The 26,541-nt window shown below is 69.3% G+C and carries 27 protein-coding genes; 12 read left to right on the top strand and 15 right to left on the bottom strand.

Going from position 1 to position 26,541, the window contains the following annotated elements; genetic code table 11:
- Positions 1-36 precede the first annotated feature (36 nt).
- Positions 37-2,583 carry a DEAD/DEAH box helicase gene (locus tag AB0F17_RS34095; protein ID WP_358031343.1) on the bottom strand — a complete coding sequence of 849 codons (2,547 nt, stop codon included), beginning with the start codon at positions 2,581-2,583 and terminating at the stop codon, positions 37-39.
- Between the two features lie 408 nt (positions 2,584-2,991).
- On the opposite strand from AB0F17_RS34095, the gene AB0F17_RS34090 reads away from it, so the two are divergent.
- From AB0F17_RS34090 to AB0F17_RS34075, 4 genes are all read left to right on the top strand, one after another.
- Entirely contained in the window at positions 2,992-3,342 is a 351-nt protein-coding gene (locus tag AB0F17_RS34090) for an STAS domain-containing protein (RefSeq protein WP_020542579.1), read from the top strand.
- Positions 3,343-3,344: 2 nt separating this feature from the next.
- Positions 3,345-3,782: an ATP-binding protein gene (locus tag AB0F17_RS34085; RefSeq protein WP_358031341.1), complete on the top strand. Its 438-nt coding sequence runs from the start codon at positions 3,345-3,347 to the stop codon at positions 3,780-3,782.
- 547 nt (positions 3,783-4,329) lie between these two features.
- A complete protein-coding gene (locus AB0F17_RS34080) occupies positions 4,330-6,648 on the top strand; it encodes a sodium-translocating pyrophosphatase (RefSeq protein ID WP_358031339.1) in 2,319 nt (772 codons plus the stop codon).
- A 236-nt stretch (positions 6,649-6,884) separates the two neighbouring features.
- Positions 6,885-7,361 (top strand): histidine phosphatase family protein, encoded by a 477-nt coding sequence (locus tag AB0F17_RS34075; protein WP_358031337.1) that lies wholly within the window; start codon positions 6,885-6,887, stop codon positions 7,359-7,361.
- Here the strand turns inward: AB0F17_RS34075 and serB are convergent.
- From serB to AB0F17_RS34060, 3 genes are read right to left on the bottom strand one after another with little or no spacing between them, the layout of a single operon-like run.
- Positions 7,351-8,568 carry a phosphoserine phosphatase SerB gene (serB, locus tag AB0F17_RS34070; protein WP_358031336.1) on the bottom strand — a complete coding sequence of 406 codons (1,218 nt, stop codon included), beginning with the start codon at positions 8,566-8,568 and terminating at the stop codon, positions 7,351-7,353. The genes AB0F17_RS34075 and serB overlap by 11 nt on opposite strands.
- Positions 8,569-8,617: 49 nt before the next feature.
- Entirely contained in the window at positions 8,618-9,628 is a 1,011-nt protein-coding gene (locus tag AB0F17_RS34065; protein ID WP_358031334.1) for an S-adenosylmethionine:tRNA ribosyltransferase-isomerase, read from the bottom strand.
- Positions 9,625-10,281 (bottom strand): SDR family NAD(P)-dependent oxidoreductase, encoded by a 657-nt coding sequence (locus AB0F17_RS34060; protein WP_358031333.1) that lies wholly within the window; start codon positions 10,279-10,281, stop codon positions 9,625-9,627. Before AB0F17_RS34060 ends, AB0F17_RS34065 begins: the two co-directional genes overlap by 4 nt.
- A 122-nt stretch (positions 10,282-10,403) precedes the next feature.
- Here AB0F17_RS34060 and AB0F17_RS34055 point away from each other — a divergent pair, with 122 nt between their 5' ends.
- Together AB0F17_RS34055 and AB0F17_RS34050 are read left to right on the top strand one after the other, a co-directional pair.
- Positions 10,404-11,543: a GAF domain-containing sensor histidine kinase gene (locus tag AB0F17_RS34055; protein WP_358031331.1), complete on the top strand. Its 1,140-nt coding sequence runs from the start codon at positions 10,404-10,406 to the stop codon at positions 11,541-11,543.
- Complete coding sequence (locus AB0F17_RS34050; protein ID WP_358031330.1) at positions 11,540-12,163, top strand: response regulator transcription factor; 624 nt, start codon at positions 11,540-11,542, stop codon at positions 12,161-12,163. The genes AB0F17_RS34055 and AB0F17_RS34050 overlap by 4 nt, the downstream gene beginning before the upstream one ends.
- A 50-nt stretch (positions 12,164-12,213) precedes the next feature.
- Here the strand turns inward: AB0F17_RS34050 and AB0F17_RS34045 are convergent, their stop codons facing one another.
- Positions 12,214-13,047, bottom strand: a complete 834-nt coding sequence (locus AB0F17_RS34045) for a hypothetical protein (protein ID WP_358031329.1) — start codon at positions 13,045-13,047, stop codon at positions 12,214-12,216.
- 70 nt (positions 13,048-13,117) lie between these two features.
- Between AB0F17_RS34045 and AB0F17_RS34040 the strand changes: the two genes are divergently transcribed.
- Entirely contained in the window at positions 13,118-13,906 is a 789-nt protein-coding gene (locus tag AB0F17_RS34040) for an ABC transporter ATP-binding protein (RefSeq protein ID WP_219529107.1), read from the top strand.
- Between the two features lie 10 nt (positions 13,907-13,916).
- Here AB0F17_RS34040 and AB0F17_RS34035 read toward each other — a convergent pair whose 3' ends face one another.
- Positions 13,917-14,411, bottom strand: coding sequence for a hypothetical protein (locus AB0F17_RS34035; protein WP_358031327.1), 495 nt, complete (start codon positions 14,409-14,411; stop codon positions 13,917-13,919).
- Positions 14,412-14,456: 45 nt separating this feature from the next.
- Positions 14,457-15,266, bottom strand: a complete 810-nt coding sequence (locus AB0F17_RS34030; RefSeq protein WP_358031326.1) for a metalloregulator ArsR/SmtB family transcription factor — start codon at positions 15,264-15,266, stop codon at positions 14,457-14,459.
- Between the two features lie 127 nt (positions 15,267-15,393).
- Here AB0F17_RS34030 and AB0F17_RS34025 point away from each other — a divergent pair, with 127 nt between their 5' ends.
- Genes AB0F17_RS34025 through AB0F17_RS34015 form a run of 3 tightly spaced genes read left to right on the top strand, consistent with a single transcriptional unit; the run spans position 15,394 to position 17,354 of the window.
- The gene (locus AB0F17_RS34025; RefSeq protein WP_358031325.1) at positions 15,394-16,317 is read left to right on the top strand and encodes an SPFH domain-containing protein; all 924 of its coding nucleotides are present in this window, start codon (positions 15,394-15,396) and stop codon (positions 16,315-16,317) included.
- Between the two features lie 32 nt (positions 16,318-16,349).
- Complete coding sequence (locus AB0F17_RS34020; protein WP_358031323.1) at positions 16,350-17,105, top strand: sulfite exporter TauE/SafE family protein; 756 nt, start codon at positions 16,350-16,352, stop codon at positions 17,103-17,105.
- Between the two features lie 30 nt (positions 17,106-17,135).
- Complete coding sequence (locus AB0F17_RS34015) at positions 17,136-17,354, top strand: hypothetical protein (protein ID WP_214634769.1); 219 nt, start codon at positions 17,136-17,138, stop codon at positions 17,352-17,354.
- Position 17,355: 1 nt separating this feature from the next.
- Here the strand turns inward: AB0F17_RS34015 and AB0F17_RS34010 are convergent, their stop codons facing one another.
- The 7 genes from AB0F17_RS34010 to AB0F17_RS33980 form a co-directional block, all read right to left on the bottom strand.
- Positions 17,356-18,195: an NAD(P)H-binding protein gene (locus AB0F17_RS34010; protein WP_358031321.1), complete on the bottom strand. Its 840-nt coding sequence runs from the start codon at positions 18,193-18,195 to the stop codon at positions 17,356-17,358.
- A gap of 28 nt (positions 18,196-18,223) precedes the next feature.
- Positions 18,224-19,102: a Rieske 2Fe-2S domain-containing protein gene (locus tag AB0F17_RS34005; RefSeq protein ID WP_358031319.1), complete on the bottom strand. Its 879-nt coding sequence runs from the start codon at positions 19,100-19,102 to the stop codon at positions 18,224-18,226.
- 63 nt (positions 19,103-19,165) lie between these two features.
- Complete coding sequence (locus AB0F17_RS34000) at positions 19,166-19,777, bottom strand: HD domain-containing protein (RefSeq protein WP_358031318.1); 612 nt, start codon at positions 19,775-19,777, stop codon at positions 19,166-19,168.
- A gap of 1 nt (position 19,778) precedes the next feature.
- On the bottom strand, positions 19,779-21,968 hold the full coding sequence (locus AB0F17_RS33995; RefSeq protein ID WP_358031317.1) for a molybdopterin-dependent oxidoreductase: 2,190 nt from the start codon (positions 21,966-21,968) through the stop codon (positions 19,779-19,781).
- A gap of 140 nt (positions 21,969-22,108) precedes the next feature.
- Positions 22,109-22,750, bottom strand: coding sequence for a hypothetical protein (locus AB0F17_RS33990; RefSeq protein ID WP_358031316.1), 642 nt, complete (start codon positions 22,748-22,750; stop codon positions 22,109-22,111).
- Between the two features lies 1 nt (position 22,751).
- Positions 22,752-22,967, bottom strand: coding sequence for a hypothetical protein (locus AB0F17_RS33985; protein WP_358031315.1), 216 nt, complete (start codon positions 22,965-22,967; stop codon positions 22,752-22,754).
- Between the two features lie 172 nt (positions 22,968-23,139).
- The gene (locus AB0F17_RS33980; RefSeq protein ID WP_358031313.1) at positions 23,140-23,409 is read right to left on the bottom strand and encodes a hypothetical protein; all 270 of its coding nucleotides are present in this window, start codon (positions 23,407-23,409) and stop codon (positions 23,140-23,142) included.
- A 253-nt stretch (positions 23,410-23,662) separates the two neighbouring features.
- Here AB0F17_RS33980 and AB0F17_RS33975 point away from each other — a divergent pair, with 253 nt between their 5' ends.
- Together AB0F17_RS33975 and AB0F17_RS33970 are read left to right on the top strand one after the other, a co-directional pair.
- Positions 23,663-24,526: a helix-turn-helix transcriptional regulator gene (locus AB0F17_RS33975; protein WP_358031312.1), complete on the top strand. Its 864-nt coding sequence runs from the start codon at positions 23,663-23,665 to the stop codon at positions 24,524-24,526.
- Positions 24,527-24,580: 54 nt separating this feature from the next.
- On the top strand, positions 24,581-24,808 hold the full coding sequence (locus tag AB0F17_RS33970; protein WP_219529118.1) for a DUF397 domain-containing protein: 228 nt from the start codon (positions 24,581-24,583) through the stop codon (positions 24,806-24,808).
- A 290-nt stretch (positions 24,809-25,098) separates the two neighbouring features.
- Here the strand turns inward: AB0F17_RS33970 and AB0F17_RS33965 are convergent, their stop codons facing one another.
- A complete protein-coding gene (locus AB0F17_RS33965; RefSeq protein ID WP_358031310.1) occupies positions 25,099-26,505 on the bottom strand; it encodes an MFS transporter in 1,407 nt (468 codons plus the stop codon).
- Between the last annotated feature and the right edge of the window lie 36 nt (positions 26,506-26,541).

Below are 26,541 nucleotides of genomic sequence, written 5' to 3'. Positions count from 1 at the left end.
TGGCCGCATCCAGGCCTCGGGTGGTTGAGCGTTCGGTTAGTCCAAGGTGGGAGTGGAGCGGAGCAGGGTGTCCAGAAGGTGGATGGCGCCGCGTTTGTCCAGTGGCTCGTTGCCGTTGCCGCATTTCGGGGACTGGATGCAGGATGGGCAGCCGCGTTCGCACTCGCAGGAGGCGATGGCCTCGCGGGTGGCCGTGAGCCAGTCGGTCGCACGGGCGTAGCCGCGTTCGGCGAAGCCGGCGCCTCCTTCGTGCCCGTCGTACACGAACACCGTCAGCAGGCCCGTGTCCGCGTGAAGTTCCGTGGAGACGCCGCCGATGTCCCAGCGGTCGCAGGTGGCGAAGAGGGGGAGCAGGCCGATGGCGGCGTGTTCGGCTGCATGGGCGGCGCCGCCCAGGTCGAAGCCCTCCTCGGCCAGGGTGGCCACCCCTGAGGCGGGGAGTGTCCACCAGACCGCGCGGGTGCGCAGGGTGCGTGGCGGGAGGTCCAGAGGCTCGTCGCCGAGCATCTCGCCGGACTGGAGGCGGCGCTTGAGGTACGAGACCACCTGACGGGTCACCTCCACCTCGCCGAAGTGGAGGCTTCCGGGGCCGAGGTCGTGCGAACGCAGGGAGGCGAGGACAGAGATGTCCGTGATGTCGCGCGCGAACGTCGTGTAGTCGGGCTGCGAGCTGCCCACGAGGGCGACCCCGGCTTCCAGGTCGAGGAGCTCTACGAGGAACGTCTCGCCCTGGTGCAGGTAGACGGCGCCGGTGTGCACGGTGGTGTGGGCGGACGGCTCGTCCACGCTGCCCAGGAGGCGGCCGGTCGCGGACTCCACGACCTGGATGGGCGCGCCTCCGCCGCCCCTGATGTCGGCCAGGTCGGTGGCGCGTTCGCGCCTGGTCCAGAACCAGCCTGCGGGGCGCTTTCGGAGCAGGCCCCGGGTGACGAGGTCGGCGAGGACGTTCGGGGTGGTGGGGCCGAAGACGGGCAGGTCGGCGTCGGTCAGTGGGATCTCCGCGGCGGCGGCGCAGAGATGGGGGCCGAGGACGTACGGGTTGTCCGGGTCGAGCACGATCGCCTCTACGGGCTGGCCGAAAAGGGCTTGGGGGTGGTGTACGAGGTAGGTGTCGAGGGGGTCGTCTCTGGCGATGAGTACGGCGAGTGCTTCCTGGCCGTCGCGGCCTGCTCGGCCCGCCTGTTGCCAGAGGGAGGCGCGGGTGCCCGGCCAGCCGGCGATGAGGACGGCGTCCAGGCCGGAGACGTCTACGCCGAGTTCGAGGGCGTTCGTGGTGGCCAGGCCCATGATGGAGCCCGAGCGGAGGGCCTTTTCGAGCAGTCTGCGGTCTTCGGCGAGGTACCCGGCCCGGTAGGCGGCGATCCGGTCCGGGAGGTCGGCCCAGTCGGCGGAGTCGGGCAACGCCCACGACAACGCGCCCTGGTCCGGAGGTGGTGAGGGGGCCTCGCGATCAGCTGACGCTGAGGGAACGTCCCCGCTCTGGTCGAGGAACGGCGGGTTGGTGCCGCGGTCTAGGGACGGCGAGGGGATGTCGCGATGGGAGGGTGCGTCGTGGCCTGGGGGTTGTGAGGCGGATCCCTGGTCTGAGGGGTCGTTGCGGTCGGCGGGTGGCAAGGGAGCGTCGTGGTCTGGGAGCTGCGAGGGGACGTCGCGGTGAGAGGGCGCCGGGGGTGCGTCGTGGCCCGGAGAATGCGAGGAGGGGGCACGGTCAGGGATCGCTGTGGGGATGTCCTGGCCTGCGGGCGGCGGAGGAGTGCCGAGAGCGCTGGCCGTAGGGGCGGGGCTGCTGCTCGTACCCGATTCCGTTCCTGAGCCGCCCGTTGGCGCCCCAGGCGTACCACCCAGGGAGAAAGCGACGTCGGCGAGTTTGGCGCGGGCGGTGAGGGCGACCGTTTCGGCGCCGCGGCGTGAGCGGACGAAGGCGAGCGTGCGGACGTTCGCCAGGACGAGGTCCGTGAGGAGGTCCGCGGCCTCGGCCGTGGCGGTGCGGCGCACCGGAGCGCCCCTCTCGCCCCGTAGTTCGGTCAGGGGCGGCTCCCAGAGCGCGATGGTCGTCGCACCCTTCGGAGACCCGTCCGACGTCACCTCGGCCATCTCAAGCCCCGTCAGCCGCATCGCGAACGCCCCGGGCTCGCTGGCGGTCGCTGAGGCCAGCAGGAAAACGGGCTGAGAGCCGTATCGGGCGCAGATCCGGCGCAGGCGGCGCAGGATCTGCGCCACGTGCGAGCCGAACACCCCTCGGTACCCGTGGCACTCGTCCACCACGACCATGCGCAACCGCCGGAAGTACGATGACCACTGGGCATGCCGCGGCAGGATGCTCCGATGCAGCATGTCGGGATTTGTCAGTACGTAGTTGGCGTGCTGCCGGACCCAGGTGCGTTCCTCGAACGGGGTGTCGCCGTCGAAGCAGGCCGCGCGGAGCTGCGTGATGCGGAGTTCGCGGAGGCTGCGGAGCTGGTCGGCGGCCAGGGCCTTGGTGGGTGTGAGGTAGAGGACGGTGCCGCCGTCGAGGCAGGAGTCGACGGCGGGAGTGAGGTACGCCAGCGACTTCCCGGACGCCGTTCCGGTGGAAATGATCACGTTTCGGCCACGATGGGCTAGGTCAGCGGCTTCATACTGGTGTGGCCACAATCCCGAAATGCCGCGGTTCGCCAAGCGCGTAACCAAGAGTTCGGGTGCCCAATTCGGCCATCCCGCTTGACCAGCCTGACGTGCTGGAACATGCTCCACATGGGTGACGCGCTCATGACGTGCGGGAACTCCGAGCAGGTGCCGGAGGAGTGGACCTGGCCGGTGTGGGGAGGAAGCGGAGGAAGTCACTGTTTCCAGTCTGCATCCGTGGGCAAAGTCGCCGGGAATCGTGATTTCGTATAGACACAAGCCAGACGCGTGGTTGAATGCCGCGCGTCGGGGTCAGACGGTCTGGAGCCCCGTTCCAGACTGCCAGGCCCGCAAGGGTACTTTCGCAGGCGAGGCGCTGGAGGATCTGTGGATCTGAAGTTGGATCACCACAACGAGGACCGACTCACCATCGTCGAGGTCGAGGGTGAGATCGATGTCTACACGGCGCCGAGATTGCGTGAGCTCCTCATAGACCTGGTGAACAAGGGCAACTTCCACCTTCTCGTCAACATGGAGAAGGTCGACTTCCTCGACTCGACGGGCCTCGGTGTCCTGGTCGGGGGGCTCAAGCGGGTTCGGGCGCACGACGGTTCGCTCGAGCTGGTGTGCACGCAGGAGCGCATCCTCAAGATCTTCCGGATCACCGGGCTGACCAAGGTCTTCGGGATCTACGCTTCGGTCGACGAGGCCAAGGAAGCTCACGGCAAAGACAAGTAGTGATGGCTACCGTCGAGCTCACGTTCAGCGCACTCCCCGCGCATGTGCGGACCGCCCGGCTGGTCGCGACGGCGATCGCCCGGCGCACCGGCGTGGAGGAGTCACTGCTGGACGAGGTCAGGCTCGCAGTCGGTGAGGCCTGCTCCCGGGCGGTTGAGGCGCATCGCGCACACTGCCCGGGAGAGCCCATCCGCATCGAGCTGAAAGACGATTCGGGGCGGTTCGAGGTAACGGTCAGCGACCAGGCTCCGAGCGACGAGATCAAGCAGGAGCAACCTCTCGATCTGGGCATGCTGTCCGACTCGTTCATGTCAGGGTTCGGCATCGCGGTGATCGCGGGGCTGGCCGATGACGTGGAGGTGCTCCCCAGTCCCAAGGGGATGCGCATCCGTATGAGCTGGCCCGCCGCGCGCAACGGTCACGTACCGACGCAAGCATAATTTTTTCTTTTACGGCACAGCACGGTGGGCCCCAACCGCCGACCGTGGCTGGGCCCTGTCCAGGGGTACGGTCCTCTGGTGATACGGGGCCGGGCGCCGATACGAGGCCCGGCACCCATGGCTTCCGTCATCCGGCAGTCGTAGAGCCCCTGCAAGGCCGAGTCGTGGTGCCCACGGCTCGGCTTCGGCATGTCCGGAGCTCCGGCGCACACCCAGAGCGCCGTCCAGAGCTCCGGCGCGTCCGAATTCCAGGTTTCGGGCGTGTCGTTTCGGGCACCTTGTCATGGCCGTAAACCGGTGGAAATATCGGTTGTCAGATGGCAAATCGCCGTGCTGGCAGGGGATTACTGGACGCGTGGCCAAATAGCGACCGGCAGAGCCTTCATATCCACGCAGCCCGTGCGTAGACTCCCGGCACCGGCCAAGGTGATCCGGCGAAACTGCGGACTCATCCGGAAGCGGCACCCACAACCCGGATGGTGCCGCACCAGCCCGTCGATCTTTGCGCACCGCCCGGGCAGGACGACCGGTCTTGCCGAGGAGAACGATGTTTAGGCAACTGCTGGCCGCGGAGCCAGCGTCCAATCTGGCCCTGAGCGGTAACAATCTCACTATCGTGATCGTGGTCGCCGCGGTCGCACTGATCGCCCTAGCCGTCGCCGGCGGCCTGGTACGCGAGGTGCTGTCCGCCGACCCGGGCACGGAGCGCATGCAGGACATCGCCCGTGCCGTACAGGAAGGGGCCGCCGCGTATCTCACGCGGCAGTTCCGCACGTTGGCGGTCTTCGTCGTCGTGATCCCCTTCCTGCTGCTCCTTCTACCGGGCGAGACCGATGTGCGCATCGGCCGCTCGATATTCTTCGTGGTCGGGGCGGTATTCTCCGCGCTGACCGGCTTCATGGGCATGTGGCTGGCCGTACGCGGAAACGTGCGCGTCGCGGCCGCCGCCCGTGACGCGGGCGAGAAGCGCGCCATGCGCATCGCCTTCCGTACGGGCGGCGTGGCCGGCATGTTCACCGTGGGCCTCGGCCTGTTCGGTGCGGCCATCGTCGTCTTCGTCTATCAAGGTGACGCGCCGGGCGTCCTCGAAGGCTTCGGTTTCGGGGCGGCGCTGCTGGCGATGTTCATGCGAGTCGGCGGCGGCATCTTCACCAAGGCCGCCGACGTGGGCGCCGACCTGGTCGGCAAGGTCGAACAGGGCATCCCGGAGGACGATCCGCGCAACGCGGCGACGATCGCCGACAACGTGGGCGACAACGTAGGCGACTGCGCGGGTATGGCCGCCGACCTGTTCGAGTCGTACGCGGTCATGCTGGTCGCCAGCCTCATCCTGGGCAAGGTGGCCTTCGGCGAGCAGGGACTCATCTTCCCGCTGATCGTGCCCATGATCGGCGTGCTCACCGCGATCATCGGCATCTTCGTCACCCGGATGCGCGACGGCGACCGCAGCGGCATGGCCGCCATCAACCGCAGCTTCTTCATCTCGGCCGCGATCTCCGCGGTGCTGGTCGCGGCGGCGGCGTTCTGGTACCTGCCCGACACCTTCGCCGAGCTGACCGGCTCGGCCGTGCAGTCCACCGCCAACCCGAGGCTCATCGCCATCGGCGCGGTGATCATCGGCCTGATCCTGGCCAGCGCCATCCAGCTGCTGACCGGCTACTTCACCGAGACGACCAGGCGTCCGGTCCGGGAGATCGGCGAGAGCTCGGCCACCGGGCCCGCGACCGTCATCCTGGCGGGCATCAGCGTCGGCCTCGAGTCGGCCGTCTACTCAGCGCTGATCATCGCCGGCGCGGTCTACGGCGCGTTCCTGCTGGGCTTCGGGAACGTGACGATCGCGCTGTTCGCGGTGGCGCTGGCCGGCACCGGCCTGCTGACCACGGTCGGGGTCATCGTCTCGATGGACACCTTCGGCCCGGTCTCTGACAACGCGCAGGGCATCGCCGAGATGTCCGGCGACGTCGAGGGTGAGGGCGCACGCGTGCTCACCAGCCTCGACGCCGTCGGCAACACGACGAAGGCCATCACCAAGGGCATCGCGATCGCCACGGCGGTGCTCGCGGCGACCGCGCTGTTCGGCGCCTTCCGCACGGCCGTGGAGACGCAGCTCGCCGACGCGAGTCAGTCGGTCAAGGATGCGCTCGGCGCCTTCTCCACGTTCAGCCTGGGCATCGACCAGCCCAACGTGCTCGTCGGTCTGATCATCGGCGCGGCGGTCGTGTTCCTCTTCTCCGGCCTGGCGATCAGCGCGGTCGGACGGGCCGCGATGCGCGTGGTCTTCGAGGTACGCGACCAGTTCCGCAACCACCCGGGCATCATGGACGGCACGGAGAAGCCCGAGTACGGCCGCGTCGTCGACATCTGCACCCGTGACTCGCTGCGCGAGCTGGCCACGCCCGGCCTGCTGGCGGTCATGACGCCCATCGCGGTCGGGTTCGCCCTCGGTTACGCGCCGCTGGGCGCGTTCCTGGCCGGGGCCATCGCGTGCGGCACGCTCATGGCGGTCTTCCTGTCCAACTCGGGCGGTGCCTGGGACAACGCCAAGAAACTGGTCGAGGACGGGCACCACGGTGGCAAGGGGTCGGCGGCTCACGAAGCCACGATCATCGGTGACACGGTCGGCGACCCGTTCAAGGACACGGCCGGTCCGGCCATCAACCCGCTGATCAAGGTGATGAACCTGGTGGCGCTCCTGGTGGCGCCGGCGGTGGTCATGTACGCGGGCAACCCGGCGCTGCGCATCGGGATCACGGTCGTGGCGGTGGGCGTGGTGGTCGGCGCCATCCTCGTCTCCAAGCGCCGTTCGGTCTCCAGCGAATCGACCAGCAACGACAACAACAGGGAGCACGAGCCGGTGGCCTCGTAGCGACCCCGTCCGGACGCCCGCTCCTCCGAGGTCTGGGGGAGCGGGCGTTCCATGTCCAAGAAACGCGTGTCCCAAGGGCCAGATGCGGCACCGGCGACCCCCCGGTGGGAAACTGGGCGGATGAACGACAAGCGGCCCAGCGGCGCCAAGACGCTGGCCTACATCCTGCTGGCGATGCTGGCCATCCTCGCGGTGATCGTCGCGCTGGGTGTGTGGGCGACGAGAGGATGAAGCACGTGCGTACGTTGATCGTGCTCCGCCACGCCAAGGCCGTGCATGTCCCCGGCATGGAAGACCTCGAGCGCCCACTGACCGACAGGGGCGAGCGCGACGCGAAGCGGGCCGGGGACGAGGTGCGGGCCCTCGGGCTGGCTCCCGACCTGGTGCTGTGCTCCCCGTCCGTGCGTACGCGGCTTACCGCCGAGCTGGCCTTCCCCGAGGTGGAGGTCAGCTACGAGCGTGACGTCTACCAGGCCTACCCCGAGGAGCTGCTCGCGCTGGTCAAGCTCACCGATCCGGAGCTCGAGACGGTGGTGCTGTGCGGTCACAACCCGGGTGTGCACGAGCTGGCGATCTCGCTGGCCGGGGGCGACTACGGGTTCCGGCCGGGCGCGTTCGCGGTCATCCGTACCCAATCCGACTGGGTGGACCTGTGGCCGGGCCAGGCCGAGCTGGTCACGCGCTGGGACCCCAAGGGGGAGGTCACCGGGTGAGTGCGCCGTCCTCGGCGTCCGCCGCCTCCACCTCGTCCCTGGAGATGCCGAGCAGGTAGAGGATCGAGTCGAGGTAAGGCGTGTTGACCGCTGTGTCCGCCGCCTGCCGGACGACCGGCTTGGCGTTGAACGCGATGCCGAGCCCGGCCGCCGCGATCATGTCGAGGTCGTTGGCTCCGTCGCCGATGGCCACCGTCTGGCTGATCGGCAGCCCCGCCTCGCGGGCGAATCGCTCCAGCGCGCGGGCCTTGCCCGGCCGGTCGACGATCTCGCCGACCACGCGGCCGGTGAGCTTGCCGTCGACGACCTCCAGGACGTTCGCCGCCGAGTAGTCGATGCCGAGGTCCTCGACCAGGGAGTCGGTGATCTGGGTGAAGCCGCCGCTGACGATGGCGAAGCGGTAGTCGAGCCGCTTGAGCGTGCGGACGAGCGTACGGGCGCCGGGGGTGAGCACGACCTGCTGCCGTACCTGCTCGAACACCTCGGCCGGCAGCCCTTCGAGCAGCGCGACCCGGCGGCGCAGAGACTCGGCGAAGTCGAGCTCGCCGCGCATGGCCTCCTCGGTGACCCGGGCGACCTCTTCGAGGCAGCCCGCGTGCCCGGCCAGCAGCTCGATGACCTCGCCCTGGATGAGGGTGGAGTCGACGTCCATGACGACCAGCCGCTTGGCCCGCCGTGACAGGCCGGTGCGCTGTACGGCCACGTCGACGTGCAGGGCGGCGGCCTCGGCGGCCAGCTCGACGCGGAGCGCGCTCGGATCGGCGCCGGAGACCGACAGCTCGATGCAGGTGACCGGCCACTGGGCGAGGCGTTCGATGCGGTCGATGTTCGCACCGGCGGCGGCGATGCGCCCGGCGATCCCGGCGATCGCGGCGGGCTGGAGCGTCGCGCCCAGCACGCTGACCGACAGGCGGCCACGCCGGCGCTGCTCCTTGGTCTGCGAGCCGGTGGAGAGCTCCAGCTCCAGGCCGAGGTCCTCAGCCACCCGCTCGACGGCGGTCCACATGGCGCCGAGCGTGCTGCCCGTGCCGGTCGACGGACCGCCCGAGTACGCGACGAGCACGCCCAGGGTGAGCCGGCCGCGGATGACGACCTGCTCGATGTCGGCCACTGTCACCGGGAACCCCGACAGAACCGAGAAAAGCCGCGAAGTGACGCCCGGCCGGTCTGGGCCGGTCAGGGTAATCAGGAGGGTGCGCTGGTCCACATTGAGCCAGGCTACTGCGCACGTTCCGCCGCATGAGCACGAGGGGCCACTATCGGCGCAGCAGCAGGTGGGTGTCACCGAACTCGTGCCACAGGTATCCCTCCCGCAACGCCGCCTCATAGGCACGGGCGAGCGGCTCCCGCTCGGCGATCGCGCTGAGCATCATCAGGTGGCTCGACCTCGGCTCGTGCAGCCCTGTGATCAGCCCGTTCACGGCCTTGACCCCTATGGCGGGCGTCACGATGTGCCGGGTCCAGCCCGCCGAGGCGGCCACCAGTCCGTCGCCGCCGACGGCCGTCTCCAGCGCGCGCACCACGGTGGTCCCGGCCGCCACCACCCGCCCGCCGTTCGCCGCCGTCAGGTTGACCAGGCGCGCCGTGGCCGCGGGCACCTCGTAGCGCTCGGCGTAGGGTGGCTCGTCCTTCTCCGGCGAGGCGACGCCGGTGTGCAGGGTGATCGGCGCGATCCCGACGCCGCGCGCCACCAGAGCCGTCACCAGCTCGGCGGTGAACGGCCGGGCCGCGCTCGGCATCTCGGCGCTGCCCGGCACGGTGGCGAAGACCGTCTGGTAGGAGTCGAGCGGCCAGTCGCGGGAGACGTAGGAGTAGCGGATCGGCACCCCGTGATCGCGCAGGTACGCCTCCACGTCGCGGTCGAGCACGGCCCGCCACAGGCGTGGCGTCTCGCGTTCGATGAGCCGCAGCGTCGCCCGTCCCGGCAGCGGCAGCCACTCGCCCGGCTCGCCGCCGCCGTACGGCTCGGACGCCTTGGAGGTACGGCGGCGCAGCTCCACCAGCCAGGTGCCGTCCTCGCGCGCGGTGGAGAAGTGCACGGCCAGCCGGTCGAGCCTGATGGCGGCGGGCAAGGTCGCCGAGTTGTTGACCACGATCAGGTCACCGGGGTCGAGCTGTCCCGGCAGGTCGGTGAAGCGGTGGTGCTCCGGCGGGAGCGAGCCGCGCGAGACCAGCAGGCGCACCGAGTCGCGGGCCAGCCCGCGGGCCTCGGGCGGTTCGTGCGCCGAGAGCGTGTCCGGCAGCGCGAAGTCGAGCGCGGCGGTCATTGCAGGCTCACCCTGCCGCTCGCCGGGCGGGACCTGACCAGGTCGTACAGCGCCGCGGCCACCTTGGCGGGATCCGCGGCGCCGGACGCCTCCTCCGCGCCGACGGCGTCGGCCAGCATGCGGGTGTTCATCTCGCCGGGATCGGCCCACCAGACGGCCAGATCGGGCTCTTCGGCGGCCAGCACGTTGGAGAGCTGCTCCAGGGCGGCCTTGGTGGCGCCGTAAGCGCCCCAGCCCTCGTAGGCGCCGGTCGCGGCGTCGGAGGTGATGTTCACGATGGCGCCGCGCGTGGCGCGCAGCGCGGGCAGCGTCGCCTGGATGAGGGCCAGGGGAGCGAGCACGTTGGTCTCCAGCAGGGCCCCGAACTCCTCCCGCGGGTACACCGCCAGCGGCGGCAGCGGAGTCACGCCCAGCCCGCTCGCGTTGTTGACCAGCAGGTCCAGCTCGGGTACTGCCCGCGCGAGCCGCTCGACGTGTGCCGGGTCGGTCACGTCACCGGGGATGGCGGTGGCGCCCAGCTCGGCCGCGACCCGCTCCAGGTCCGCCGCGCCACGGGCGGTGAGCAGGAGCTCCCACCCGGCGCCGGCGAGTGTCGTCGCCAGAGCCAGACCCAGGCCGCGGGAGGCGCCGGTGATCAGTGCGGTGTTCGTCATGCCTCGACGTTAGGAGCGCGGCAGCGGCCGGACATCGGGCTGAGGGTCCGCCTCGTCCTGGGCACATGGACCTAGGACCATGGAAGGTGGGCATTGAGGCCCAGGACCATAGAGTGGATCCCGTGGCCTCAGACAGAGCCTCGGACAGAGCCTCCGACAGAGACGAGATCATGCAGGCGGTGAGCACCGCCGTGCTCGCGGTCACCCGGCACCTCTCGGTGCGCGAGGTGCTGCAGGTGATCGTCCGCTCGGCCCAGCGGCTGCTCGACGCCCGTTATGCGGCCCTCGGCGTGCCCGACGAGGACGGCTCGTTCGCCGAGTTCGTCGCCGAAGGTCTCACCGACAAGCAGTGGGACGCGATCGGCCCGCTGCCCAGGCAGCATGGCATGCTCGGCGCGATGCTCCACGACGGGGCTCCGGTGCGGCTGCCCGACCTGCGCGAGGACCCCAGGTTCGAGTGGTGGCCCAAGGCGCACCCGGTGATGAAGGACTTCCTCGGCGTCCCGATCCGCGACGGCGACGAGGTGCTCGGCATCATCTTCCTGGCCAACAAGCGCACGCCCGACGGCTTCACCTCGGCGGACCAGGACCTGCTCACGCTGTTCGCCGCGCACGCCGCGATCGCGCTGACCAACGCCCGGCTGTACGAGCGGGGCCGCGAGCTGGCCATGCTCGAAGAGCGCAACCGGATGGCCCGCGAGCTGCACGACGCCGTCACCCAGAAGCTGTTCTCGCTCCGGCTGACCGCGCAGTCCGCCGCTGTCCTGCTGCGCAGCTCCCCGGACGAGGCCGCCGCCGAGCTCGAACGCGTGCAGCGCCTGGCGGGCGAGGCCCTGGCCGAGCTCCGGGCGGTGATCGTCGAGCTGCGCCCGGCCGAACTCGACCGGCACGGCCTGACGGAGACGCTGCGCAAGCACGTGCGCCTGCTCGACCGGCTCCACCCCGCGCGCGTCACGTTCGAGGGCGACGAGCTGCCGCCGCTCGACCCGGCGATCGAGGTGGCCGTGCTACGGGTCGCGCAGGAGGCGCTGCACAACGCGCTCAGGCACTCCGACGCCGGCCTCGTCGAGGTGTACCTGGGCGACGTGGGCGGCAAGCTGGTGCTGACCGTACGCGACGACGGCAAGGGCTTCGAACAGGCCGAGTCGCGCGGCCTGGGCCTGGTGTCGATGAGGGACCGGGCGGAGTCCGCCGGCGGCGTCATGACCGTGGCCTCGGCCCGCGACGAGGGCACGACGGTCCGAGTGGAGGTGGGCGTTTGATCCGGGTGCTGATCGCCGACGATCACCCAGTGGTGCGGCAGGGCCTGCGGACCTTCCTCGACCTCCAGGAGGACATCACGGTCGTCGGCGAGGCGGCCGACGGGGCCGAGGCGGTCGCGCTGGCCGATGAGCTCGTCCCCGACGTGCTGCTGCTCGATCTGAAGATGCCGGTGCTCGACGGGCTCGGCGCGCTGACCCGGCTCTCAGGGACGGCCCCCAGGGTGATCGTGCTGACCTCGGTGAGCGACCGGTCCGACGTGGCTCCGGCGATGCGGGCGGGCGCCGCCGGGTTCCTCTACAAGGACGTCGATCCGAACGCGCTCGTGCAGGCGGTGCGAGCCGTACACGGGGGGCAGGTGCTGCTCGCCCCCGAGGCGGCGGAGGCGATGCTGAACGGCGCGAACGGCTCGCCGGCGCCGATGGGTCCGGTGACGCTGACGGAACGGGAGCGCGAGGTGCTGGCGCTGATCGCGGCCGGCCAGTCCAACCGGGAGATCGCCAGGAGCCTGTCCGTCGCCGAGAAGACGGTGAAGACCCACGTGTCCAACGTGCTGATGAAGCTCGGCGTGCAGGACCGCACCCAGGCCGCCCTGTACGCCGTACGCCACGGGTTAGCTTGACCGCACGATGAGGAGTGGGCCAGGAGCCGTCCGGGCGGTCTCGCGCGGGGCTACTGTCTGACGGGCTCGAAGATGGCGTGGTGTGCCGCCACCAGGGCCCGCCTTACGGCCCGGTCGAGCTCTCGCAGGGCGGCGCCGCGGGCGGCGATCTCCCCGGAGGTCAGGCCTCGCTCGTCGGCCAGCCGCAGCACCGCGGCCAGGCGCGCGGCCAGGGCGGAGACGCGGTGCGCCCGTCCCGGATAGCCGGGCGCCAGCTCGCCGCCGAGCCGCCCCAGCCGATCGGGCCACTCCGGTGCCGGCCCGCCGGCATCGGCCAGCGTCTCCGTCGCCGACCGCATCGCGATCGCCAGCTCCTGCTCCGCCTCGGCCACAGACGGCAGGTCCACGCGTACGGGGCCAGACGGGTGTACGGCCAGACGTACCCCCACATAGGACGACCCGCGCAGGTCGGGCGAGGGCACCAGCCCGAGGCATCGGTCGGAGAGCACCGCGATGACGGCCTGGCCGGCTTCCACCGCGGCCGCGTTGAAGGCGGGCGGCCCGGAGAGCCCGAGCGGGTCGCCGGGCGCGGGCAGCGCGAGCCGGAACTCGGTCAGCCCGTTGGACCGCAGCCCGGCGAGATAGGCACGCAACGGCACGTCGCCCACGGCAGCGGAACCCGGGACGTCAGCAGCGGAGCCCGGGACGTCGGCGGCGGAGCCTGGGACGTCGGCAGGGGAAACCGAGGCGTCGGCGGCGGAGCCCGGGACGTCGGGGGGTCCCACGACGGCGGGACCCGCGGCGGCTTCGACCCGGTCGACGGCCTCGTCGAGACCGACGTGACCGGCGAGCCAGGCGTTGCCCCAGGCGACCAGCGGGGGAGAGACAGGTGATTCAGGGAGCACCGATCCACGATATGCCCCCGCCCTGCAATAGGTTTGTCCCGAGCGTTACTCCTAAAGGAGGGATCCGGGGATGGGTGGTCAGGTGCTGCGGCTCCAGGACGTCGCCGTCAGGCGGGACGGGGCGGCCCTGCTGCGCGGCATCGACTGGACGGTCAACGAGGACGAGCGATGGGTCGTCATCGGGCCGAACGGAGCAGGAAAGACGACGTTGTTGCAGGTCGCGGCGACGCTGCTGTACCCGAGCGAGGGGATCGTGGAGGTGCTCGGCGAGCGGCTGGGTCAGGCCGACGTCTTCGATCTGCGGCCGCGCATCGGTCTGGCCAGCGCCGCGCTGGCCGAACGTATCCCGCCGGAGGAGAAGGTCATCGACCTGGTTCTGACGGCGTCATACGCGATCATGGGCCGCTGGACCGAGGAGTACGACTCCAACGATGTCACCAGGGCCGTCGAGCTGATCGACATGATGGGTGCCGCGCATCTGATCAGGCGCAGGTTCGGCACCCTCTCCGAGGGAGAGCGTAAACGGGTGCAGATCGCCCGCGCGCTCATGCCCGACCCCGAGATGCTGCTGCTGGACGAGCCGGCGGCCGGGCTCGACCTGGGCGGCCGGGAGGACCTGGTGCGCCGCCTGTCGGTGCTCGCCAACGACCTCCGCTCGCCCACGCTGATGCTCGTCACGCATCACGTGGAGGAAATCCCCAGCGGGTTCACTCACGGGCTGCTGCTCAAGCACGGCTCGGTCGTGGCCCAGGGGCCTCTGGAGCACGTGATGACGGCCGACAACCTGACGCAGACGTTCGGGGTGCCGCTGTCGCTGGACCGCAGCGCCGAAGGACGTTGGTACGCCCGGGCGCACTAGAGCGCCTGTTCTAAGCGTCTTCCGGCAATAGGGCCAGGAGTTGTTTCGCGTGGCCGGGCAGCTCCACTTCTGCCAGGCCCGTGATGAGGTCCCTCAGCGGCACGGGCTGATCGACCATGACTGTGCCGTTGGACAGGAGCAGGGTGGGCACCAGGGTGTCGAGCTCGGCCTCGCTCAGCATCGGTCCGCCGAGTGCGCAGAGGGCGTCTCCCTGCAGGCGGATGCGGTTCCGGAGCCCCGCGTTGCCATCGGCGCTCGCGATGACGCGTTCGATGGTCCAGGTGTCGAGCGCCATGCGGTTGTCGTACGTCGCGTTCGCTCCCGAGGCGATCGAGGAGACGGCGGTGATGGTGGTGGCGTTGACGATGACGACGTGGCCCAGAATCTGCTCAGCGCTCCATTCGCCGGTCGGCGGGACGGGGCTCGGGTCGCCGGAGTCGGCCACGGTGGCAGCGGCGTCCAGCAGCGCGCGGTAGGCGTCCCGGAGCGGGATGGTGTCCAGCATGTCTTCTTCCTTCTCTGCGGTCGTGCGTGACGGGCGGCTGCCGTGTCAGGCGTGCGCGCGATGCATCTCCCAGGGGGCCTGAGGGAGAACGTCGCCGGTCTCGAGCAGCGACTTGAGGTTCGCCAGCACGGCCGGCCAGCCGTTCGAAATGCCGTTGAGCATGGCCAGGTTGGCGAGATTCTCGTGGGTCACGGTGAGGCGGACGATGTCTTGGTGCGGTTCGACGAGGAAGGTGACGACCGACGGCTCTCTTGGCGCTTCGGGGTCAGGGGCGTCGTCGAAGGTGATGACCAGGCGCGTCGGGGGCTCGGCCTCGATCACTTGACCGACGACATCGACGACGCCTGATCCGTCGACGCGTCGGTGCTCCCAGGCCGAGCCCGGCTGCCAGTCCGAAACGTTGGCGTGTCCCCAGTAGCGCGCCGTCAGGTCGGCGTCCGTCAGGGCTTGCCACACCTGCTCCGCGCTCGCGCGGATGTAGGTGACGTAGACGTAGGTCGGTACGGGTGTGGGTTCGTTGGTCATGGCGTACTCCTCTGCCTGGTTCTTGATGGCACTGATCGCTTGCAGGCGGGGCCTGTCGAACCCCGAGATCCAGCGCTCCTCGATCTCGTGGATCGGCGCCGGGTTGAGGTAGTGCAGTCGCTCCCGTCCGCGCCGGACGACGGTCACGAGGTTGGCCTGCTCAAGGATGCCGAGATGCTGTGTCGCCGACTGGCGTGCCATGTCCAGGCGTTCACACAGCTCGCGCAGCGACTGGCCGTTCTTCTCCCGTAGCCGGTCGAGCAGGAGACGTCGGGTGGGATCGGCCAGCGCTTTGAAAATCGAGTCCATGGCTCTCGCTTCGAGGCTCACGCTCTTATTATGCAGGTATTTACCTGCCTAATGTCAACGGGGGTGAGACGTCTGCCGTAGATCGCTTCTATCCGGTGAACGGCCAGTAGCATCTACGAAGGCGGTCCCCTCGGCCTCGGAGCGTGCCATGTCCACGGAGCAGCTCATCGTCGCCCTCGTTGTGGTCGCGGCGGTGGGGTTCGGGGTGGTGCGTACGGTCCGCATCATCCCCCAGGCGACCGCGGCGATCATCGAGCGGCTCGGCCGCTATCACCGCACGCTGAAACCGGGGCTCAACCTGGTCGTGCCGTTCGTCGACCGGATCAAGGACCTGATCGACCTCCGGGAGCAGGTCGTCTCGTTCCCGCCGCAGCCGGTGATCACCTCCGACAACCTGGTCGTCTCGATCGACACCGTCATCTACTTCCAGGTGACCAATCCGAAGGCGGCCACGTACGAGATCGCGAACTTCCTGGTCGGGGTCGAGCAGCTGACCGTCACCACGCTGCGTAACGTGGTCGGCGGCATGGACCTGGAGAGCACGCTGACCTCCCGCGAGGAGATCAACACCGAGCTGCGCGGCGTGCTCGACGAGGCGACCGGCAAGTGGGGCATCCGGGTCAACCGGGTCGAGCTCAAGGCCATCGACCCGCCGTCCTCCATCCAGGACTCGATGGAGAAGCAGATGCGCGCCGACCGCGACAAGCGGGCCGCGGTGCTGGCCGCGGAGGGGCAGCGGCAGGCGGCGATCCTGACGGCCGAAGGCGAGCAGCAGGCGGCGGTCCTGCGTGCCCGCGGCGAGGCGGAGGCGGCCGTCCTGCGCGCCCAGGCGGAGGCCGAGGCCCAGGCCATGCGGGCCAAGGGGCAGGCCGACGCGATCGGGATGGTGTTCAAGGCGATCCACGAGGGCAAACCGGACCAGCGGTTGCTGGCCTACCAATACCTGCAGATGCTCCCGGAGATCGCCAAGGGTGACGCCAACAAGATCTGGATCATCCCGTCGGAGATGGGCCGGGCACTGGAGAACCTGGGCGGTCTTTTCTCGCCGCCCAAGGATGACCCCGACCAGTAGCTGGGAAACGGTTCACCTCTAAGCTCTGTCGGATGACATTGTGGGAGGCCGTCGCGGTGTTCGCGGCCGGGATCGCGGCCGGGGCCATCAACGCGGTAGTCGGATCGGGCTCGCTGGTCACCTTTCCCGCACTCGTGGCAATCGGCATCGACCCGGTTGTGGCGAACGTCTCGAACAACATCGGCCTGGTGCCCGGCTCCTTCACCGGCGCGTACGGCTACCGCGCCGAGCTCGCCGGGCAGCGCGAGCGGTTGCTGCGTCTCGGGCCCGCCTCGGCGATCGGATCGCTGATCGGCGGGATCCTGCTGCTGTTCCTCGACCCGAGTGTCTTCAAGGTCGTGGTCCCGGTGCTGATCGGACTGTCCTGCGTGCTGGTCGTGGTGCAGCCCAAGCTCAGCGGCTGGCTGTCGGCCCGGCGCGAGGAGGCCGATCCCCACGGCGGCGTGCTGCTCTGGCTCGGCGTGCTGGGGGCGGGGATCTACGGCGGCTACTTCGGCGCGGCCCAGGGTGTGCTGCTGATCGGGTTGCTCGGCAGCTTCCTGACCGAACCCCTGCAACGGGTGAACGCGGCCAAGAACGTCCTGGCGCTGATCGTCAACGGGACCGCGGCCGTGCTGTTCATCCTCATCGCCCACGTGGACTGGTGGGCGGTGCTGGCGGTGGCGGTGGGTGCCACGCTGGGCGGGTTCATCGGGGGCACGTTCGGGCGCCGCATCCCCGCTCCGGTGCTGCGGGGCATCATCGTGTGCGTGGGAATCGCGGCGATTGTCAAACTGGTGTACGGATAAATACCAGGCATTCTGGGTATAAATCCGTACATGAAGGGTGATCGGGTCGAGATCGTCATCGATGCGGGCGGCTCCCCGCGCACCTACGAGATCACCGCCACCCGCGCGGGCCGCCGCGTCGAGGTGGCCACGGGGCGGGGGGTGGTCGAGGTCAGTGAGGTGACCAGGAGCGGCACCGCGGTACGTACCGCGCGATTCATGTCCAGCCGCATCCTGGCCCTGGTGGAACACCCCGCCGACGAAAGCTGAGTCAGCGGAAGTCGGCCGCGTGGTCGGCGGCCCACTCGCGGAACGTCAGCGCGGGCCGGCCGAGCAGCTTCGGCACCGTGTCCGTGATCCGCTCCGGTGTGTCCACGAACGCCCCCCAGCCCGCGAGCGCTCCGTCGACGAACCGCGCGTCGCCCCACGCGGCCAGCAACTGCTCGCGGGCGGCGTCCAGCGGCAGCTCCGCCCACCGCACCTCGCGTCCGACCGTCTCGCCGATGATCCGCACCTGCTCGGCCTGCGACAACTGCTCGGGCCCGCTGAGAGCGTACTTGGCCCCGCCGTGCCCGGCCGAGGTGAGCACGTGCACGGCCACGGCCGCGATGTCCTTCTCGTGGATCAGCGCCCGGCGGGCCTCCCCGTACGGCCAGCGCACCACGCCCTGCCTGACCTGGTCGGCCCAGCCGAGCGTGTTGGTCGCGAAACCGACGGGCCGCAGGAACGTCCAGCTCATACCGGTATGCCGGATGAGCCGTTCCACCTCCTGGTGGAACAGCGTCGCCTCCTCCCCGTCGGCCAGGTCCTCGACGTCGGCCGACAGGTAGACGACGCGGCGCGCGTGGGCGGCGATGGCCTTCACCACGGAGGCGGCGGTCTCGGCCGCGAAGCCGGGCCAGATCAGGAAGACGGACTCGACGTCCTTCAGCGCCGGTTCCAGGGTCTCGGGGACGGACAGGTCGCCCTTGACCACCTCGACGCCTTCGGGCAGCTTCGCCCTGCCGGGGTCGCGGACCAGGGCGCGGACCGGGAGGCCCGCCCCGGCCAGTTGGGAGACGACGTGCGTGCCTACGTTGCCGGTCGCTCCGGTCACCAGAATTCTGCTCATGGCTGGACCGTAGAACTTAAACCAATGTTCAGGTCAAGCTCGGCCGTACCTGGATCGTGCCGTCGCTCCGGATCCGGGTCTCGAAGGTGGGCGCGGGCGCGGTCGCGGGGCCATGCCTGACGGAGCCGTCGGCCAGCCGGAACGTGCTGCCGTGCCAGGGGCAGACCACGCACGCCTCGCCGTTCTCCACGACGAGCCGGCCCTGGTGGAGCGGGCCCGCGAGGTGCGAGCACCGGTCGGCGAGCACGGTGACGCCCTCGGTGTGCCGCAGCACGAAGAGCTGGATGTAGCCGAGCCGCCGCGACACGGGACGGCCCTTGGGCAGGTCGGTGACCAGGCACAGGTCGTGCCAGCCCAGTGGTACGAGATGGGTGACCTGGGGCGCGTGGTTGCCGCCCGCCGCCTGCCGGTAGGCCAGATGCCCGCCCAGGTAGGCGCCGAGGCTGCCGGCGCTGAGCCCGGCGACGGTCAGCGCCTTGCCCGCGCGTTCGTTCCCGCGCAGCCGGGCCAGCAGCGAGGCGGAGAGGAACCCCAGCGCGGTCACGTTCGCCAGCATGTGCACGAACCCGACACGCTGCTGTTCGCGGTGGAGCGACGACCAGTCGGTCAGGCCGGCGGCCGCGGTCGGCAGCGCGCTGCCGAGGCCCGTGGCCAGAAGGAGCCGCGCGGCCCGGGGGTCGGCGCCGGTCCAGTCGAGCACCGCGGTGGACATCCAGCAGCCCAGACTGAAGGTGGCGAGCGGCGGATGCAGGGGTTTGCCCGTGGGCACGCCGTGCAGCCAGTCGCGGAGCCGTCCCGGCCGGATCCGGTCGCGTACGGCCTTGGCCAGCACCCGGATCGGCCGGTCCATGGCCTTGGACCGCTCAAGCCGGTCGGCCAGATCGACCGGACCTACGAAACGCCGCAAATGTCGCCGGTTAGCTCGTACTATCTCTTTCACGACAAGTCACCTACCCCGGGCATGAGGGCATCACTCGGACAGGTGTCCCCTCGCGACGGAGAGCTCGACCAGCTCCAGCGCGTACGCCCCGAGCGACGGCGAGCCGTCCTCGATGAGCCGCACCTTCTCCTTGACCTGCGCGGCCGTCACCTTGAACAGTGTCCAGGTGCCGCCCTCGGTGTGGTGGTTGGCCAGGATCGGCGCGAAGCGGTCGAGCGCCCTGGCGAACCGTGCCTCCTGCGTCTCTCGTGCCTCGAACTCATCCCAGAGCGCCCGCATCCCCGCCCCCTGCTCGCCCGGGAGCAGCGCGAAGATGCGGTCGGCGGCGGCCCGCTCCGCGTCGGGCTGGGCGGCCACCGCGGCCGTGTCGTAGACGAACGTGTCACCGGCGTCGATCTCGACCAGGTCGTGCACGAGCAGCATCGCCACCACCCGCTGGATGTCGGTCCCCGGTGGCGCGTGCTCACCGAGGACCATGGCCAGCATGCCTACGTACCAGGAGTGCTCTGCGTCGTTCTCTCGCCGTGAGCCGTCCATGAGATGGTTGCGGCGGATGACCCGCTTCAACTTGTCGATCTCGACGGCGAACGCGATCTGGGCGGTCAGGCGGTCCTCTTCTGGCGCGATAGTCACGCGCGACACCCTAATGTGCGGTGATCACACTGGTTGGCAGAATTGTCACGGGAACCCCATTGAACACGGCATTTCCCGACGGAACATCGATTGCCGACTCATCAGTCAGCTCGTTCGCGCTGACCCCCGCGTGCTCGGCGGCGACTGTCTGAGCGCTGCCCGCGTGTCCCCAGCCGTGGGGCAGGCTGACCACGCCCGGCATGATCGTGTCGGTGGGTTCGAGCGGCACTCTGAGCTCTCCCTTGGCCGAGCGGATCAGGGCCTCGCCGTCCAGCCCGAGCCTGACCACGTCGGCCGGGTTGATCTGGAGCGTGCAGGTGTTGCTGCCGCCGACCAGCGAGCCCACGTTGTGCAGCCAGCTGTTGTTGGAGCGCAGATGGCGCCGCCCGATCAGGACGATCTCCGGCGGCTCCTGCTCCAGCCCGGCACGCAGCCGCTCGACGTCCTCGACGATCTGCGGCGGCGCGAGCTCGATCACCCCGGAGGCGGTCTTCAGCACCTCTGCCAGCCGGGGCTCCAGCGGCCCGAGATCCAGTCCGTGCGGGTTGTCGAGCAGCTTGCGCAGCGACAGGTCGCCCTTGCCCGCCCACTCGCCGTACGGGCCCAGCTTGAGCATCAGGTCGAGCCGGAGTTCGGCCCCCGAATCGCCTTCGAGCGCGGCCCGCAGCTCGGCCACGTCCCGTCCCTCCACACCGGAGCCCGGCAGGTCGACGGCCTTGCGGAGCATCTGGTCGATGACGAACTCGTCGAGGTCGCCCGCCAGCCCGGACGCGATCATGGTGAGTCTGGCCAGGATCTGCGCCTCCGACGGCTGGCCGTCCAGCGGCAGCAGCGGACGTGAGTAACGGGTGTAGTTGCGTACCGCGAAATTGAGCAGGGCGAAGTCGTAGTGCCCCGACTGGAGCGCCCGCGGCGGCGGCAGGATGACGTTCGCGTGCTTGGTGGTCTCGTTCAGGTAAGGGTCGACGCAGACCATGAAGTCGAGCCGCCCGAAGGCCGCGTCGAGCCGGGCGCCGTGCGGCGCCGAGAGCACCGGATTGCCCGCCACGGTGACCAGGAACCGGATCTGCCCGTCGCCGGGCGTCTCGATCTCGTCGGCGAGCGTGGCGACCGGCAGCTCGCCGTTCGCCTCGGGCAGGCCCCTGACGCGGCTCTTCCACCGGCCCAGTGTGTACGGCCTGCGGGTCAGGCCGAACTCGGTGGCGGGTTTGGCGAACATGGCGCCGCCGGGCCGGTCGAGGTTGCCGGTGAGCACGTTGAGCACGTCCACCAGCCACTGGGCCAGCGTGCCGAACTCGGCCGTACAGGTGCCGATCCTGGCGTAGACGGCCGCCGTCCTGGCCGCCGCCAGCTCCCTGGCCAGCCGGACGATCACCTCGGCGGACACTCCCGTGCGGCGGGACACCACGTCGGGCGGGAAGTGCTTGGCCGCCTCGCGTACCTCGGCCAGGCCGTTGACCTCGTGCGCCACCGTGGTGAGGTCCTCGGCGAAGAGCGTGTGCGCGATCCCGAAGAGCAGGTAGGCGTCGGTGCCCGGCCGGACGAACACGTGCTCGTCGGCCAGGCCGGCGGTCCTGGTGCGGCGCGGATCGACCACGACCAGCCGGCCGCCGCGAGCGCGCAGCGCCTTGAGCCTGCCGGGGAAGTCGGGCGCGGTGCACAGCGAGCCGTTGGACTCCAGCGGGTTGGCGCCCAGCATGAGCAGGTAGTCGGTCCGGTCGAGGTCCGGCACCGGGACGGCGAGCGGGTGACCGAACATCAGCCCGCTGGCCACGTGCTTGGGCATCTGGTCGGCGGTGCTGGCCGAGAAGATGTTGCGGGTGCCGAGGGACCTGAGCAGCGGCGCGCCGTAGAGCTGGCCCGCCATGTTGTGCACGTTCGGGTTGCCGAGATAGACGCCGACCGACTGGCGGCCGTGCCGCTCCGTGACCTGGTCGAGGCCCTGCTTGACGGCGGCGAACGCCTCGTCCCAGCCGACCTCGCGCCAGAGCTCGCCCTCCCTGATCAGCGGCTTGCGCAGCCGGTCGGGGTCCTCGTCCAGACGGCCCAGACTGGCGCCCTTGGGGCAGATGAAGCCCTTGCTGAACGGGTCTTCCTTGTCGCCCCGCACGCTCGTCACGTGCCCGCCCTCGTCGAGGGTGAGTGTCAGGCCGCAGACGGCCTCGCACAGGGGACAGGTCCGGTGGACGGTCGACGTCATCACGACTCCTGAGTTCGTCAGTTGAACTCATCTTGGCTCGTACGACACGCATGGGGAAGCCCCGGAGCCCCCGCGGTCTCCGGGGCTTGCACTGGAGAGCGCCTCAGGCCCGAGGCCCCCTCCAGGTCGGCGGCAGGCCGTCAGCCGACCTGCGGCAGCGCGAACGGCCTGGCCAGATCAGGGGGCTCCTCAAGGTCGCTCCGCAAGGAGACCCAGGCATGGCCGTAGAGACGGGCGAGCCCGGGGGAGGCCGCGCCGGGCAGCTCATCACGCCGGACGACCTCAACGATCAGCAGGTGCGCCCATTTGCGGTGCCGGTAGACGTTGGCGCTCCTGGCCCAGCACGCCGCCGCGATCTCCTCGGCATAAGCCTCGAACTCCGCGGCGGAGATGCCCGCCCTGGTCATGACGAGGGCCTTCTCACCCGTGCGCGTGGGGGTGATCCACCACACCAGCGGGATCCTGCCCGCGCGGGTGTGCATCGTGGTCTCCAGGCAGGTCTTCTGCAGCCGGTGCCTGGTCGCCACGCACCAGAAGTGCGCCGCCACCCAGTTGCGGCCGGTCCTGGTCACCGCCGGCACCGAGACCGCGCTGGTCAGCATGATGAACGGCCACCACCGGCCCTGCTGGGTGGCGCCCAGCAGCGTCAGCACGAACAGGGCGAGCGCCCCGATCAGCAGCAGCTCGGTGCGGATCCGCCATAGCCTGGCGAGCAGTCCGGAACCGGCGGCCGGCAGGTCCTCGTTGGCCGGGTAGATCTGGTTACGTGGGTTCCTCGACATCTCAGGACACCTCCTCGGCGATTCGGGAGGGAACCTTGAGCTGGTCGAACCGGGGGTCGCGGTAGCGACGTGCCCCGAATCCGATCCTGGCGACGGTCCAGCCGCGCCGGAACGCGAACTCATCCGGCTCCATGCAGATCTCTCGATCCGCCAAAGCGATGAGTTCCTGGATCCGGGTCTTGATTCGGCTGAGTCCCTTGGTACCTTGTGAGTACATAGAACACCTCTTTCGCGGCATTACTCGAGGTGGGTTCTTGCGCCGGATCGCAGGCTGATGACCGGTGTCGCCGCAGGGTGGCAGCCCTTTTGAGCGGCAATGAGGTGGTCAGCCTGGGTTCGGCTTCTCTGTGGTTCTCCGTGCTCGAATGAGCGACATTTGCGGCGGTCGATCAGATGAATGCGGGGTCCTTCCGGCAAGCGGCCTCCCTGGGGCAGAGATTCAGATCCGGGACGGCGCCGTTGCCGGTGGTGCGGCCCGCGTGGCCGCCAGCGATCAGAAGCGGTAGGCCCGGTGTGTTCGGCCGTGTCGTCATCCCGGCCTCCCATCCGTCGGCAACCTTCCAGGGCTCGATCGTCTCTCCCAGACCCGTCTGGTGCAATACGTTCAGCAAGAGAAGATTTTGTTTTCTTCGGTCCTTGCTTGCGTCTTTGCTATGCATCTGTGGATGCAACTTGCACGAGAACCGTCGGAGGTCCCTGATGCCGGAGTGGGTAAGGGGGAACTGTCGCCGGTATCCCACCCCAGATGAGGCCCCTCTTGCCCCCTACGCTCTCCCCGTGAAAGCCTTATGGCAAGCCTTAGTGGCACTACACATGCAAGTTGCAGTGTAAGATTGAGCGAGCGGCCCAGAAAGCCGGGCTCCAAACGGTCCTTTCCCGCTACACCTTCATTCCCGACGAGGAGAGTGGACGGTGCCATCGCAGCAGGGCAGTCCGACTGTTCGCAGGCTGATGCTCGGCCAGGAGCTGCGCCTCCTTCGCGAACGCAAAAAGCTGACGGGGGCCAAGGCGGCTAGGGAGCTGGGCTGGAGTCCCAGCAAGGTCAGCCGGATCGAAGCAGCCAAGACCATGCCAAGTGCCGAGGACATCAAGGCAATGGGCAAGCTGTACAAGGCGGATGACGACAAGCTCGAAGAACTCTTTGGCTTGTTGCGTGATGCGGATCAGCGTGGCTGGTGGGAAGATTACGAAGACGCCCTTCCCGAGGAATACACAAGATTCCTCGGGCTGGAGGCGGAGGCGACATTCCAGCGCAACTGGGAACCCCAGATCGTGCCTGGTCTCCTCCAGACTGAGGACTATGCACGGGAGGTCGTCCTCTCCGTTCGTGGCATCACGCGCATCACGCACAGCGGTGTCCGGAGCCGGGTCGAGGCGCGCGTGGATCGGCAGCAGCGGGTGCTACACCGTCCGCAGCCGTCCCCGCTACGCTTCGTGCTCGATGAGCCGGCTCTGATGCGCCGTTTCGGTGAGCCCTCGGTCATGCGGGAGCAGATGGAGCATCTCCTGGAGATGTCGCTGCTGCCACACGTCAGTGTGCAGGTGCTGGTGATGGATGCGCTGCACCCCGTCAACACGGGAGCTTTCATCCATCTGAAGTTCGCGGAATTCGACGATGTTGTATATCTGGAGCAGCTCTACACTGCCCACTTCGTCGAGGACCTCGAACGAGTGGCTGGGTATGAGGCAGCCTTCGACTACATCAAGTCCCAAGCGCTAGATGAGGATGAGTCACGTGTTCTCATCCAGCGCAAGGCCATGATGTGGCGAGGCTAGCGACAAAGATCACAACAAGGGGCAACGGTGCCCCTTCGCCCGTTTGGGGAGAAAATGTACATCGATCCCGTGGCAGCGACCTGGCAGAAGAGCAGCTTCTGCAACGGTGCGAGCAGCTGCGTCGAAGTCGCGCCGCTTGCCGACGGAAACGTCGCCTTGCGAGACGGCAAGGAGCAGGACGGCCCTGTCCTGGTCTTCACGCCGAGTGAGTGGGCTGCCTTCACGGCCGGTGTCCGTGATGGCGAGTTCGACCTGACCTCGCTTGCCGCCACCGCGTCATGAATAACGGCCCTGGCAGGTTGCTAGCACAACACCATCAGGGCCGCCGCGACTCCAGTTCGTCATCGTTCGCGAGAACCGAAGATCCCCATATCTTGGCCCGAAGCGCGTTGGAGATCAACTAGCGACTCACCTGGTTTGACGCAGAGGATCAGCCTCCATCGCGGAGTACGGTCTGACGACTCCAGAACGAAGAGCCCTCTGCTCCACTTGGACCACCCCCAACAGGCTCCACGTGAAACGGCCCGCGCCCCCTCATAGAGACGCGGGCCGTTCCGCGTGCGAGGCGGGTTTCAGCTCGCGCCGCGCCGTACCAGGAAGATCGAGCTCAGCCCGGCCAGTACGGCCAGCCCCGCGAGCGCCACTGCGGTCACCATCGAGGCGGACCCGGTGCCGCCGCTCTGGCTCAGGGAGATGAACAGCGTGCCCACCGTCGAGATCCCGATCACCTGGCCGAGCTGCATCACGGTGAGGAGCGCCCCGCTCGCGTCCGCGGCGTGGACGTCGTCGACGTGGGTGGTGGCCAGGTTGGTCACCGCGACCTGCACGCCGAGCCCGGCGCCGATGAGCGCGCTCATGACCGCGTACGCCACGCCGCCTCCGGCGGCGAGCCCGAGACCCACGTAGGCGGGCGTGGCCACCACGTAACCGAAGGGCACGAACGAGCGCTGGCGGCGGGGCGGCAGCAGCGGCCAGCCGAGCCCCACGAGTGCGAACCCCAGTGCGCACGGCACCAGCATCATGCCCGAGGCCAGCGGCGACAGGTTCAGGTCGCCCTGCAGGTGCAGCGCCGAGGTGAACAGGAACGCGCCCCAGGTCGCCGGCCCGAGCAGTAGCACGATGAGCCCCGGCCGCATGCCCGGCGCGCGCAGCACGCGCGCGTTCACCAGTGGGCGCCCGCCGCGGTTCGTCACCCATCGCTCAACGCGGACGAACGCCACGAAGAGCACCACGCTCAGCGCCATGGAAGCCCAGCCCCACAACGGCCAGCCGAGGTCCCTGCCGAGCACGAGCGGGACCACGAACAGCAACACGGCGGCCGACAGGCTCACCAGGCCCCACGGGTCGAGCCCGCCCTGGCCACTGCCCTGGTCGGCGGGGAGCGCGCGCAGGCCCGCGATCAACAGCAGGACGCCGATCGGCACCAGGACGAGGAAGACGATCCGCCAGCCGGCGCCGAGCCCGAGCAGGATCCCGCCGAGCGCCTGGCCGACCACGATGCCGCCGCTCGCCACCGCGGACCACAAGCCCAGTGCCCGGCCCCTGGCCGCGCCCTGGTAGTTGTGCTGGATCAGCGTCATGACCTGGGGCATCATCAGCGCGGCCCCGACGCCCTGGGCGAGCCGGGCGGCGACCAGCGTGCCGGTCGTGGGCGCGAGCCCCGCCCCCAGCGTGGTGAGCGTGAAGAAGGCGAGCCCGATGAGAAAGGCCCGGCGATAGCCGAACAGGTCGCCGAGCCGGGCACCGGTGATCAACAGGACGGCGTAGACAATGGTGTAACCGGCGACGATCATCTGCAGCCCGGCACCGGATGAGTGCAGATCGGCCTCGATGGTCGGGGTGGCCACGTTGACGATGTTGACGTTCAGGATGGCCAGGAACTGCCCCGCGAGGATGACCGCCAGGAGCAGCCCGCTGGCCTTGCTCTTGTCCGGCTGTTGAACCGGAACAGGAGGAGCAATGGGAGCAGATTGGGTCATACGTTAAGTGTGATGGCAATCCAGTACCAGTAACGA

Origin of the sequence: Nonomuraea sp. NPDC026600 (assembly GCF_040638335.1) — a bacterium.
In the GTDB taxonomy this organism is placed as follows: Bacteria; Actinomycetota; Actinomycetes; order Streptosporangiales; family Streptosporangiaceae; genus Nonomuraea.
This window is presented reverse-complemented; position numbering and strand designations above follow the sequence as displayed.